The organism is Alcaligenes sp. (genome assembly GCF_050255915.1).
Taxonomy (GTDB): Bacteria; Pseudomonadota; Gammaproteobacteria; order Burkholderiales; family Burkholderiaceae_B; genus Alcaligenes; species Alcaligenes aquatilis.
Genome location: NZ_JBFWIQ010000002.1, coordinates 84329 through 97655 on the forward strand (window position 1 = coordinate 84329; position 13327 = coordinate 97655).

At 55.3% G+C, this 13327-nt stretch carries 7 protein-coding genes; 4 read left to right on the forward strand and 3 right to left on the reverse strand.

The genetic code is table 11. The features are described from left to right. The first annotated feature begins 10 nt into the window (after window positions 1–10). From AB7E06_RS02665 to azu, 4 genes are all read left to right on the forward strand, one after another. A complete protein-coding gene (locus tag AB7E06_RS02665) occupies window positions 11–1978 on the forward strand; it encodes a CHASE2 domain-containing protein (protein WP_427954989.1) in 1968 nt (655 codons plus the stop codon). Further along, complete coding sequence (locus tag AB7E06_RS02670; protein ID WP_249460616.1) at window positions 1968–2762, forward strand: AraC family transcriptional regulator; 795 nt, start codon at window positions 1968–1970, stop codon at window positions 2760–2762. Before AB7E06_RS02665 ends, AB7E06_RS02670 begins: the two co-directional genes overlap by 11 nt. A gap of 97 nt (window positions 2763–2859) precedes the next feature. Next, complete coding sequence (locus AB7E06_RS02675) at window positions 2860–3495, forward strand: LysE family translocator (RefSeq protein WP_249460619.1); 636 nt, start codon at window positions 2860–2862, stop codon at window positions 3493–3495. A 254-nt stretch (window positions 3496–3749) separates the two neighbouring features. Further along, the gene (azu, locus tag AB7E06_RS02680; RefSeq protein ID WP_094198186.1) at window positions 3750–4196 is read left to right on the forward strand and encodes an azurin; all 447 of its coding nucleotides are present in this window, start codon (window positions 3750–3752) and stop codon (window positions 4194–4196) included. A gap of 155 nt (window positions 4197–4351) precedes the next feature. On the opposite strand, the gene rpoC is transcribed toward azu, so the two are convergent. From rpoC to rplL, 3 genes are all read right to left on the reverse strand, one after another. Then, window positions 4352–8617: a DNA-directed RNA polymerase subunit beta' gene (gene rpoC / locus AB7E06_RS02685; protein WP_427954992.1), complete on the reverse strand. Its 4266-nt coding sequence runs from the start codon at window positions 8615–8617 to the stop codon at window positions 4352–4354. Then, complete coding sequence (rpoB, locus tag AB7E06_RS02690; protein ID WP_094198188.1) at window positions 8617–12729, reverse strand: DNA-directed RNA polymerase subunit beta; 4113 nt, start codon at window positions 12727–12729, stop codon at window positions 8617–8619. Before rpoB ends, rpoC begins: the two co-directional genes overlap by 1 nt. 162 nt (window positions 12730–12891) lie before the next feature. Continuing rightward, window positions 12892–13269 carry a 50S ribosomal protein L7/L12 gene (rplL, locus tag AB7E06_RS02695; RefSeq protein ID WP_003800851.1) on the reverse strand — a complete coding sequence of 126 codons (378 nt, stop codon included), beginning with the start codon at window positions 13267–13269 and terminating at the stop codon, window positions 12892–12894. Window positions 13270–13327 lie beyond the last annotated feature (58 nt).

Below are 13327 nucleotides of genomic sequence, written 5' to 3' on the forward strand. Positions count from 1 at the left end.
GGCGTACGCCATGAACAGCCCGGCCCCCAGAAACAGTAAGCTACTGTCTGACCGAATTCGGAAGGAATGGCATCTGGTTTCGGGCTTGCTGGTGCTGCTGACCTTGTTGTTCAGCTCCCTGCGTGATGACTTCGCGCTGGGCAAGCTGAACAACCTGATTTACGACTTCACCATGGCGGCAGCAATTCCACAGGCCGCCCCCCCGGACATTGTCATCGTCGCCATTGACGACTACAGCATTGCCAATCTGGGTTTTTGGCCCTGGCGACGTATCAGCCATGCACAACTGCTGGGCCGCCTTGAGCAAGCACGCGCGGTGGGCATAGACCTGGTCTTTCAGGAACCCAATCCCGCCTACCCAGATGATGACCTTGCCCTTTCCGAGGCCATTCGCCATCATGGGCGCGTTGTCCTGCCGCTTATCTACGACGTTCAGCGTGATGCTGTGCATACCGCCATTCCCCTGCTCAGCAAGGCGGCCAAGGCATCGGGCTACATCAATATCGAACCTGATCCGGATGGCGTCGTACGTCGTGTCGCCTTGCAACGAATTACCCCCTCGGACCGAGTGCTGCCACACTTTACGATTGCGATGTTGCTGGCCGGTGACGACACGGATTTGGCCTTGCAAGCCCTGAGCGCCAGCAAGACGGACACTCCTCACATTCCCTTTTTGGGTCGCAGCGGTCATTTCCAGATCGTGCCTTACTTCAATGTCCTTAACGGCGATATTCCGCCCTCCTTCTTCAAGGACAAATATGTGCTGGTCGGCTCCTGGGGCAGTGGACTGGGCGATACCTTCCCTACCCCATTGTCCAAAGCCGGTATGAGCAGCATGTCTGGCGTCGAAATTCTGGCCAATACCCTGCAAGCAGTACGCAGTAATGAATGGATACGCACGCCACCAGCCTGGTTGATTGCCTTGGCAAGCTGCCTGCCAGTATTGCTGGCTTGTCAGGTTCTGATCTACCTGTCTCCACGTGCGACCTTGCTAAGCTTGATTGGGCTGGTCATTGCGATTTTGCTGGTGAACTGGATCGCCATGCATGGCTTCAATCTGTGGATTCCGCCGCTGGCCAGTCTGATAACCATACTGCTGGCCTATCCACTTTGGCATTGGCGCAGTCAGGAAGCCGCCTTGAATCAAGTCACTGAGGAACTGAACAAGCTGCAGCTGGAATACCCCGATGTCAGAACCGCATTGAACGAACGCTTGTCTGGCTTAAATGCACGTAACCTGCCCCATCGCCTGACCCAGCTACACACATCCATCGATCTGCTGCGCCAGGCTCAAACCAAGCGTGAAGAGACCTTGCGCTTTATTTCGCATGATATGCGGGCTCCCCAGAACTCCATCCTGGCGCTGACCAGCTTGCAACGCCAGGATGACAGCAAGCTGGCGCCCGATCAGTTCCTGCATAAGATGGAAGGCTATGCCGAACAAACACTGGAACTGGTGGATAACTTCATCAGTCTGGCACGGGCTGAGGCGATGGAGATGGTACTCAGTCCCCTGGCCCTGTCCGATCTGCTGGCAGACTGTGTAGACGATGCCTGGGCCAGTGCCAGCAAACGCTCCATCAGCCTGAATCTGAATGACTCAGAGCTGGTCTGGGTGAACGGTAACGCCCCCATGCTGCGCCGTGCCTTTACCAACCTGATTCAAAATGCCATCAAGTATGGGCCGGACGGCAATCAGATTGATATAAACCTGGTTCTGGATAAAAAAACAGTGCAGGTGTTGGTCAAGGACCAGGGCTGGGGTATTCCGGCAGAAAATCAGGCCACTATTTTCGAGCCCTATCACCGCGCCCATGAGAACGCCGCTGGCGCGCCTTCGGGCAGTGGGCTGGGTTTGGCCTTTGTAAAAACCGTCATCAACAAACACGGTGGGGATATTGTGCTGGACAGCACCAACGAGCAGGGCTGTACCTTTATCGTCTCCCTGGCCACGATTGATGTCTGCGATGAAGACTGAATTCTGGCGCAACAAGGCCCTTCCCTATGTAGAAAGCCGACGCGCCTGTGACAGCCGTACATGCTACCTGGAGCACAGCCACCCCACCTACTCGATTGGTGCTGTTGACAGCGGCAGCAGTATCTTTACAGGCGCACCCGATGGCCCCATTGAGCTTACGCCAGGCTCTCTTGTTCTTGTACCCGCGCACCGCAGCCACGCGTGCAATCCCCTGCCGGATCAATCCTGGAGCTACCAAATGCTGCATCTGGACGCGATATGGCTGGAGCAGCTTTGGCAAGAAAGTACGGGACTCAGTCTCAAGGCCCAGGAACCTATTCGTGTTAGCCACGAACCGCTGCTTTATGCGGCCTACTGTGAGTTGAACGCCCTTTTGTTTTCAGCCGCTCCCGTACTAAACAAAGAAGCAGCGCTGATCGAATTTTTGCTCCACCATTGGCCAGCTCACGGCCAGCTCTTGGCACCGGCTCCACCACCTAGCCCTGTTTTGCAAAAAAGCCTGGATCGCTGGATTGACGGTCAACTAAGCACTATTCCCCTGCACGAGCTGGCTCAGGAAACAGGCTTCAGCCGCTACCAACTGATCCGCGCCTTTCGTCGCCATACCGGCCTGACTCCGCAACGCTGGCAACTGAATCAACGCGTCAATCTGGCTCGGGACGCCTTGAAACAAGGTGAGGAGCTGGCTGATATTGCTTATCGCCTCGGTTTTTCGGATCAAAGCCACTTTCAACGCGTATTCAAGCACTACACCGGCGTTACCCCAGGTCAATACCGAGGCTAGAACACGCCCGGCGCCCTGACCGTTTGCGTGCGCACTTTTATTCAATACGACTCCCAACCTTCTGGTCACACTGCCGTTTTGTCCAGGAGCTACTGCTGTGTCTTTGTTCTTGCTGATTGCCGGCACCCATTTCTTGGCCTTGCTCTCCCCCGGCCCAGACTTCTTCCTGATTGCGCGCAGCACCTTGGCCCATGGCCGGCGGGTGGCAAGTGGCGTTTGCGCTGGTGTGGCCTTGGCCAATGGCATTTACATCAGCTTGGCGCTAACAGGCTTTGCCCGGATGAGTAGCAGCAGCCCCCTCTTTCTATTGCTTCAGGGTGCCGGGGGGCTATATCTGCTGTATTTAGGCATGAAATTCCTGCAGACGGCCCGTCACAACAACCAGCAACAGATCAGTGCATCTGGCGCTTGTGCAGGCGGCTGGTGGCACCATGCCCTGCTGGGACTGCTCTCCGGGCTGCTCAATCCCAAGAACGCGCTGTTTTACGCCAGCCTGGCCTCGGTACTGGCCAGCAGTCGCGCCAGTACAGGTCTACAGATACTGCTGGGCCTATGGATGTTTTTTATTGTTTTGCTCTGGGATTTGTTCATTACTGTTCTGATCGGGCATCCTCGCTGGCAGCAAGGCATAAAAAAGTATTTGCCCCGTATCGAACAGCTTTGTGGACTACTGCTGTGTCTGCTTGCGGTGGCCGCACTGTTGAACGTTCTCCAGCATCTGAATGGGGGCTAATATGCCGAAAAGCGATACCTAGTCTGCGCTGTCGTCAAGCCGCCCGAAGGCGATCGAGTGAGGCTGTTAGAGCCACATCAAACGATGAGAAAACAAATCATTCGCGGGTTCGGACGGGGCGCTATAAGCCGTTAAAATAGTCCGGGTCTATGTTTTGTTAAGCACCTTTAGTGCGCTACAGTCTATGCTGTAAGACCGGAACAACACCCTCGTGTCCCGTTCCTTTTTTTGTCAGTTTTCAAGGAGTTATTAGAATGTTTGCCAAACTTGCTTTCACAGCCGTTCTTGGATTGGCCAGCGTGCCTGCTTTTGCTGCTTGCGACGTTACCATCGAAGGCAATGACTCCATGCAGTTCAACACCAAGAGCATCGTTGTTGACAAGACATGCAAGGAATTCACGATCAATCTGAAACACACCGGCAAGTTGCCCAAAGCAGCCATGGGCCACAACGTCGTGATCTCGAAAAAATCCGATGAAAGCGCAGTTGCTACCGATGGCATGAAAGCCGGTCTGGACAACAACTACGTTAAAGCCGGTGACGAGCGCGTTATCGCCCACACTGACGTGATCGGTGGTGGCGAAAGCACCTCCGTGACCTTTGATGTATCCAAGCTGAAAGCCGGCGAAGACTACGCCTTCTTTTGCTCCTTCCCAGGTCACTGGAGCATCATGACTGGCGAAATCAAGCTGGGTAGCTAAGCGCATCCGCTTGTAGCCGCCAGACGGCCATAAAAAAACCCCACGTGGCATAGCCATGTGGGGTTTTTTGTCGCCTGGATCATCTGGTTTTATCCGAATACCTGAAGGTATCGGCCCACCCTGAATAAACAGGATGGGGAACCACACGATTTAGCTTATTCCTGATCGCCCTCTGGGGCTTCAGGTTGCGCCTGCTCGGACTCAGAGGCACCCGACACAAAGACGGGGTCTTCCGAAGGCTCAGGAGCCGATGCGAACGGATTTTCCAGTTCACGGGCTGCTTTGCGCTCTGCCACTTCAAAGGCTTCTTTTTCCTTGCGGGCAGCATGGAAAGCCATACCGGTACCAGCAGGAATCAGACGGCCCACGATCACGTTTTCTTTCAGACCACGCAGATCGTCGGTTTTGCCCATGATGGCCGCTTCGGTCAACACGCGGGTGGTTTCCTGGAAGGAAGCCGCCGAGATGAAGGAGTCGGTCGACAGCGAGGCCTTGGTAATACCCAGCAGCACGTTTTCGTACGTAGCAGGAATACCGTTTTCAGCCAGGACGCGATCGTTCTCGTTCAGCAGTTCGGAGCGTTCAACCTGTTCACCCGTGATGAAGCTGGTATCACCGGCATCCACAATGTTCACGCGGCGCAGCATCTGACGAACAATCACTTCAATGTGCTTGTCGTTGATCTTCACACCTTGCAGACGGTAAACGTCCTGCACTTCGTTAACAATGTAGTTGGCCAGTTTCTCGATACCCTTCAAGCGCAGGATGTCGTGCGGATCGGCCGGGCCGTCCACAATCATCTCGCCCTTGTTCACCACTTGACCGTCGTGAGCCAGAACCTGTTTTTCCTTCGGAATCAGGAATTCGTGGCTGACGCCGTCCAGGTCAGTAATGACCAGACGCTGTTTGCCCTTGGTGTCTTTACCGAAGGAAACCGTACCCGTGACTTCGGCCAACAGACCGGCATCCTTGGGCGAACGGGCTTCGAACAGTTCGGCCACACGTGGCAGACCACCAGTAATATCCCGAGTCTTTTGCGATTCCTGAGGAATACGCGCCAGAATCTCACCCACGGACACTTGCTGACCGTCACGAACGGTAATCAGGGCGCCCACTGGGAAGGAGATATTGACCATGTGATCGGTACCCGCGATCTTGATCTCCTGACCCTGTTCGTTCAGCAGCTTGATCTGAGGACGCATGGTGATCTTGCCACCACGTGTCTTGGGTGTGATCACAACCAGAGTCGACAGGCCGGTCACTTCGTCCACCTGACGAGCCACGGTTACGCCCTCTTCGATATTCTCGAAGCGAACCGTACCGGTGTACTCGGACACGATAGGACGGGTCAGCGGATCCCAGCTTGCCAGACGCTGGCCAGCCTTGATCGCATCACCATCACCGACCGTAATGGTGGCACCGTAAGGCACTTTGTGACGTTCGCGCTCGCGACGATTGTCGTCAAAAATGACAATTTCGCCGGAACGGGAGATCGCAACACGTTCGCCCTTGGCGTTGGTCACATAACGCAGACCGATTTCAAAACCGACCGTACCTGCCGTCTTGGTTTCGACCGAACTTGCCAGTGCAGCAGGCGAAGCGGCACCACCAATGTGGAACGTACGCATGGTCAACTGGGTACCCGGTTCACCGATGGACTGAGCCGCGATAACACCGATAGCTTCACCACGATTGACCAGCGTACCGCGGCCCAGATCACGACCGTAGCAGCTTGCGCACAAGCCATGACGGGTTTCGCAAGTCAGCGGAGTACGGATCTTGACTTCATCAATGCCCAGGTTGTCAATCAACTCGACCAGATCCTCGTTCAGCAAGGTGCCGGCGGGGATAACCAGTTCCTGGTTGTCAGGGTTGACGATGTCGGTCGAGGCCACACGACCCAGAATCAGATCGCGCAGGGGCTCGATAACCTCACCACCATCCAGGATGGCTTTCATGGTGTAGCCGCCCTTGGTACCGCAATCGTCTTCGGTAATGACCAGATCTTGAGTCACGTCGACCAGACGACGAGTCAGGTAACCGGAGTTAGCCGTCTTCAAGGCCGTATCAGCCAGACCCTTACGAGCACCGTGAGTCGAAATAAAGTACTGCAGTACGTTCAGACCTTCACGGAAGTTCGCGGTAATAGGCGTTTCAATAATGGAGCCATCTGGCTTGGCCATCAGACCACGCATACCAGCCAGCTGACGAATCTGTGCAGCCGAACCACGAGCACCGGAGTCCGCCATCATGTAGATGGAGTTGAAGGACTCTTGGCGTACTTCTTCACCAAAACGGTTGGTCACTGGCTCGGAAGCCAGTTGCTCCATCATGGCCTTACCCACGCGGTCACCGGCTTTGCCCCAGATGTCCACCACGTTGTTGTAGCGTTCCTGAGCCGTCACCAGACCGGAGGAGTACTGCTTGTCGATTTCTTTAACTTCATTGCTTGCCTGGGCCAGGATGCTTTCCTTGACGGCAGGCACAACCATGTCGTTCATGGCGATGGAAATACCACCACGTGTTGCCAGACGGAAACCGGACTGCATCAATTTGTCCGCAAAAATCACGGTGGCACGCAGGCCACAGCGACGGAAGGACTGGTTGATCAGACGCGAAATTTCTTTCTTTTTCAACGCACGGTTCAGTGCGGTGAAAGGCATGCCCTTGGGCAGAATTTCGGACAACAAGGCACGGCCAGCCGTCGTTTCGTAACGCTTGATGGTCTTGACCCACTCACCGTCTTCGCCCTTCTCGAATTCTTCGATACGGACGGTCAGACGAGTTTGCAGCTCGACTTCCTTGTTGTCGTAGGCGCGCTGGACTTCGGCCACATCGGCCATGAACAGACCTTCGCCCTTGCCATTTACCAGTTCGCGGGTCGCATAGTACAGACCCAACACGATATCCTGGGAAGGAACGATGGATGGTTCGCCGTTGGCGGGGAACAGCACGTTGTTCGAGGCCAGCATCAGGGTGCGCGCTTCCAGCTGGGCTTCCAGCGACAGCGGCACGTGAACGGCCATCTGGTCACCGTCAAAGTCAGCGTTAAAGGCGGCACACACCAAGGGGTGCAGCTGAATCGCTTTACCTTCGATCAGGACCGGTTCAAAAGCCTGAATACCCAAACGGTGCAGCGTCGGTGCACGGTTCAGCATGACCGGATGCTCGCGGATCACCTCTTCGAGGATGTCCCACACCACCGGTTCCTGGCTTTCCACCAACTTCTTGGCCGCTTTGATGGTCGTAGCCAGACCCATCAATTCCAGACGGTTGAAGATGAAGGGCTTGAACAGTTCCAGCGCCATCAGCTTGGGCAGACCACACTGGTGCAGCTTCAACTGAGGACCCACCACAATCACGGAACGACCAGAGTAGTCCACGCGCTTGCCCAGCAGGTTCTGACGGAAACGACCGCTCTTGCCCTTGATCATGTCGGCCAAGGACTTCAGTTGACGCTTGTTGGCGCCGGTCATAGCTTTACCGCGACGACCGTTATCCAGCAAGGAGTCCACGGACTCTTGCAGCATACGTTTTTCGTTGCGCAAGATGATGTCCGGAGCCTTCAGTTCCAGCAGACGCTTCAAACGGTTATTACGGTTGATCACGCGGCGGTACAGATCGTTCAGGTCGGAAGTCGCAAAGCGGCCGCCGTCCAGTGGCACCAACGGACGCAAGTCCGGTGGCAGCACGGGCAGCACTTCCATGATCATCCAGTCTGCCTTGATGCCGGATTTCTGGAAGCCTTCCAGTACTTTCAGACGCTTGGAGATCTTCTTGATCTTGGCATCCGAGCCAGTGGCTTTCAGTTCGGCGCGCAGGCGCTCGACTTCGCGATCGATGTCGATCGTACGCAGCAATTCGCGCACCGCTTCCGCGCCCATCAGAGCGTGGAAGTCATCACCGTATTCTTCGGTCTTGGCCAGGAAATCGTCATCGGACATGATCTGACCGCGCTTGAGCGGGGTCATACCAGGTTCGATCACGCACCAGGCTTCAAAGTACAGTACGCGCTCGATGTCACGCAGGGTCATGTCCAGCACCATGCCCAGACGGGATGGCAGGCTCTTCAGGAACCAGATGTGAGCAACCGGGCAGGCCAGTTCAATGTGACCCATGCGCTCGCGACGCACCTTGGAGACGGTGACTTCAACACCACACTTCTCGCAGATGACGCCACGATGTTTCAGGCGCTTGTATTTGCCACACAAGCATTCGTAGTCCTTGATGGGACCAAAAATCTTGGCGCAAAACAGACCATCGCGTTCGGGTTTGAACGTGCGATAGTTGATGGTCTCTGGCTTGCGGACTTCACCGAAAGACCAGGACCGGATTTTCTCGGGCGAGGCGATGCCGATCTTGATGGCATCGAACTGCTCGTCCTGAGTGACTTGTTTAAAGAGATCGAGTAGCGCTTTCATTATTTACGCTCCAAATCCATGTCCAGGGACAAGGAACGGATTTCCTTGACCAGAACGTTAAAGGACTCCGGCATACCGGCGTCGATCACGTGGTCACCCTTGACAATGTTCTCGTAGACCTTGGTACGGCCGGCGATGTCGTCGGATTTAACCGTGAGCATTTCCTGCAGGGTATAGGCGGCGCCATACGCTTCCAGCGCCCAGACTTCCATCTCCCCGAAACGCTGACCACCGAACTGTGCCTTACCACCCAGCGGCTGCTGAGTAACCAGCGAGTATGGGCCGGTGGAACGAGCGTGCATCTTGTCATCGACCAAGTGATGCAGCTTCAGGTAGTGCATGTAGCCTACAGTGACCATACGCTCAAAGGCTTCGCCGGTACGACCGTCAAACAGGCGAACCTGGGTGCGATGCGGTGCCAGTTGCAAGTTCTCAGCGATATCGTCCGGATAGGCCAGACGCAGCATCTTGTCAATTTCCTGCTCGGTTGCCCCATCGAACACGGGGGTAGCCAATGGCAGACCTTTTTGCAAGTTGGTGGCCAGGTTCATCACTTCGTCGTCAGTCAACTCGTTGATACGAGTTTTCTTGCCGGTCGTGTTGTAAACCTTGTCCAGGAACGCGCGCAGTTCGGAAACCTGCACGTTCTTTTCCTCTTGCATCATGTCGTTGATGCGGTGGCCAATACCCTTGGCAGCCCAACCCAGGTGAACTTCCAGAACCTGACCCACGTTCATCCGCGAAGGCACGCCCAGCGGGTTCAGAACGATGTCCACAGGGGTACCGTCAGCCATGTGCGGCATGTCTTCCACGGGAACGATGCGGGAAACCACACCCTTGTTACCGTGACGACCAGCCATCTTGTCACCAGGCTGCAGACGACGCTTAACAGCCAGGTAAACCTTGACCATCTTCAGCACGCCAGGAGGCAGCTCGTCGCCTTGGGTGAGCTTCTTGCGCTTTTCTTCAAAAGCCAGATCGAACTGGTGACGCTTTTGCTCCAAGGATTCCTTGGTGTGCTCCAGCACCAGTGCGTGTTGCTCATCAGCCAGACGAATGTCGAACCACTGCCAGCGATCCAGATCGTTCAGGTAGTCAGCGGTCAGCTCGGTGCCCTTGGGCAGCTTGCGTGGACCACCGTTGACGGTTTTGCCGACCAGGAACTTCAAGGCACGGTCAAAGGCGTCGTCTTCAACGATTTGCAGCTGATCGTTCAGGTCCTGGCGGTAGCGACGCAGTTCATCATCAATGATGGACTGGGCGCGCTTGTCACGCTCGATACCTTCACGGGTAAAGACTTGAACGTCGATCACCGTACCGACCATGCCCGAAGGCACGCGCAGGGAGGTGTCTTTAACGTCAGAGGCTTTCTCACCAAAAATGGCGCGCAGCAGTTTTTCTTCCGGTGTCAGCTGAGTTTCACCCTTGGGTGTCACTTTACCGACCAGCACGTCGTCGGCACGCACTTCGGCGCCGATGTACACAATGCCGGAATCGTCCAGACGGTTCAGCTGAATTTCGGACAGGTTGCTGATATCGCGGGTGATATCCTCAGGTCCCAGCTTCGTGTCACGGGCAACCACCGTCAGCTCTTCGATATGAACCGACGTGTAGCGATCGTCCGCCACAACCTTCTCGGAGATCAGAATCGAGTCCTCGAAGTTGTAGCCGTTCCAAGGCATAAAGGCGATCAGCATGTTCTGACCCAGAGCCAATTCGCCCAGGTCAGTCGATGCACCGTCAGCCAGCACGTCACCACGAGCCACGATATCGCCACGTTTGACGATAGGACGCTGGTTGATGTTGGTGTTCTGGTTGGAACGGGTGTACTTGGTCATGTTGTAGATATCTACACCGACCTCGCCAGCCACGTTCTCGTCATCGTGCACGCGAATAACCACGCGCTGTGCGTCAACGTCTACCACCACACCGCCACGACGGGCTTGTACGGTCGTACCCGAGTCAACAGCAACAGTACGTTCAATACCGGTACCGACCAAAGGCTTCTCAGGGCGCAGGCAAGGAACCGCCTGGCGCTGCATGTTGGCGCCCATCAGTGCTCGGTTGGCGTCATCGTGTTCCAGGAACGGAATCAGCGAAGCAGCCACAGACACGATCTGCGAAGGAGCCACGTCCATGTAATGGATGTTCTCGGGCGCAGTCATCATGGTTTCGCCCGCTTCACGGCAAGCAACCAGATCGTTCGCAAAGGCACCGTCTTCGGTCAATTCGGCGTTAGCCTGAGCGATGACGTAATTGCTTTCTTCAATAGCCGACAGGTAATCGATCTGTTCACTGACCTTGCCGTCAACAATCTTGCGGTAAGGCGTTTCCAGGAAACCGTACTCGTTCAGACGAGCGTACAGCGCCATGGAGTTGATCAGACCAATGTTTGGACCTTCAGGCGTTTCAATCGGGCACACGCGACCGTAGTGGGTTGGGTGCACGTCGCGCACCTCAAAGCCTGCACGTTCACGCGTCAGACCACCAGGGCCCAGTGCCGAAACACGACGCTTGTGCGTGATTTCGGACAGCGGGTTGGTTTGGTCCATAAACTGCGACAGCTGGCTGGAACCGAAGAACTCTTTAACAGCCGCAGAGATGGGCTTGGAGTTGATCAGATCGTGCGGCATCAGGTTTTCGGTCTCGGCCTGGCCCAGACGTTCCTTGACAGCACGTTCCACACGCACCAGACCGGCGCGGAATTGGTTTTCGGCCAGTTCGCCTACGCAACGAACACGACGGTTACCCAGGTGATCGATATCGTCGATCTGACCGCGGCCGTTACGCAGACTCACCAGCACCTGAATGGTGTCCAGAATGTCTTCGTCGGTCAGGGTCATGGGACCTTCGATACTGTCACCACGGCCCAGACGGCTGTTGACCTTCATGCGACCTACGCGCGACAAGTCGTAGGACTCTTCGCTGTAGAACAGACGGTTGAACAGGGCCTCAACCGCTTCTTCGGTTGGTGGCTCGCCGGGACGCATCATGCGATAGATCGCGATACGGGCAGCATTGGAATCCGCTGTTTCGTCAGTGCGCAGGGTCAGGGAGATAAAGCCGCCCTGGTCCAGTTCATTGATGTACAGGGTCTCGAAATCACGCACATTGGCTGCGCGCATTTCGGCCAGAATGGATTCGGTGATTTCGTCGTTGGCGTTGGCAATCACTTCGCCGGTTTCGGCGTTGATGATGTTCTTGGCCAGCACACGACCCAGAAGGAAATCTTCCGGGATGGAAATGTATTCGATCTTGGCTGCTTGCAGGTCGCGCAAATGCTTGGCATTGATACGCTTGTCCTTTTCAACCAGTACGCGACCGTCGCGGTCGGTAATGTCGAAACGGGCAACCTCGCCCTTCCAGTGTTCTGGAACGAATTGCAGCTTGCCACCTTCCTGGTGCAGTTCGATGTGGTCGAACTCGAAGAAGTGGGCCAGGATCTGCTCTGGCGTCAGGCCAATGGCCTTCAGCAAGATAGTCACAGGCATCTTGCGACGACGGTCGATACGGAAGAACAGAATGTCCTTAGGATCGAACTCGAAGTCCAGCCAGGAACCACGGTAAGGAATCACGCGCGCCGAGAACAGCAACTTGCCCGAGCTGTGCGTTTTACCGCGGTCGTGTTCAAAGAACACGCCGGGCGAACGGTGCAGCTGGGAAACGATGACTCGTTCGGTACCGTTAATCACAAAAGAGCCGTTATCGGTCATCAGGGGCATTTCGCCCATGTAGACTTCTTGCTCTTTTACTTCCTTGACGGTAGGCTTGCTCACCTCGCGGTCCATGAGGACCAGACGAACCTTCGCCCGCAAGGGGGAGGCATAGGTCAAACCACGAAGTTGACACTCTTTGACGTCGAACACCGGCTCGCCGAGCGTATAGCTCACGAACTCTAGCCGCGCCATTTGGTTATGGCTTACTATTGGAAATATGGAACTGAAAGCTTCCTGCAAGCCTTCAACCTTACGCTGAGAAGGCAGCGTGTCCTTCTGCAAGAAGGTTCTGAAAGAATGCAGCTGGGTAGCCAACAGGTAAGGAACCTGCTGTACGTCTTCACGTTTGGCGAAGCTCTTGCGTATGCGCTTTTTTTCGGTGTACGAATAAGGCATGAGCACTCCGACTCAAGGGTTACACGGACCGTCAACCACGGCCCTGGTTTACGACTCTAAAAAACCCGACTTTCTACAATACTAATTAAAAATCGTGGGTTTTCTGGAAACGCAAAAGCCCGGGAAGGCTTGAAACGCATTCCCGGGCATCTATCGATACTCTTACTTGAGCTCGATCTTGGCGCCAGCTTCTTCCAGCTTCTTCTGAGCGTCTTCAGCATCAGCTTTGGACAGGCCTTCTTTAACAGCCTTAGGAGCACCGTCAACCAGATCTTTGGCTTCTTTCAGGCCCAGACCGGTGATTTCGCGCACGACTTTAATGACGCTAACTTTGTTTGCGCCAACGTCAGCCAGGAACACGGTGAATTCGGTTTGCTCTTCAGCGGCAGCAGCAGCGCCACCAGCAGCAGGAGCTGCAACAGCAACAGCGGCGGCAGCAGCCGACACACCGAATTTTTCTTCCATTTCTTTGATCAGCTCGGACAGTTCGAGCACGGACATTGCGCCGATGGCGTCAAGGATTTCAGCTTTAGTAGCCATTTTTAAGAACTCCAGATATTAGGTAAATGCCAGGTTTGGTTGTCGTTCGCAACGACGA

Bases quoted from the DNA above. Each gene is read 5' to 3' on its own strand.
- AB7E06_RS02665 (WP_427954989.1), top strand. From the start codon at position 11: ATGAACAGCCCGGCCCCCAGAAACAGTAAGCTACTGTCTGACCGAATT.
- AB7E06_RS02670 (WP_249460616.1), top strand. From the start codon at position 1,968: ATGAAGACTGAATTCTGGCGCAACAAGGCCCTTCCCTATGTAGAAAGC.
- azu (WP_094198186.1), top strand. From the start codon at position 3,750: ATGTTTGCCAAACTTGCTTTCACAGCCGTTCTTGGATTGGCCAGCGTG.
- rpoC (WP_427954992.1), bottom strand. From the start codon at position 8,617: ATGAAAGCGCTACTCGATCTCTTTAAACAAGTCACTCAGGACGAGCAG.
- rpoB (WP_094198188.1), bottom strand. From the start codon at position 12,729: ATGCCTTATTCGTACACCGAAAAAAAGCGCATACGCAAGAGCTTCGCC.
- rplL (WP_003800851.1), bottom strand. From the start codon at position 13,269: ATGGCTACTAAAGCTGAAATCCTTGACGCCATCGGCGCAATGTCCGTG.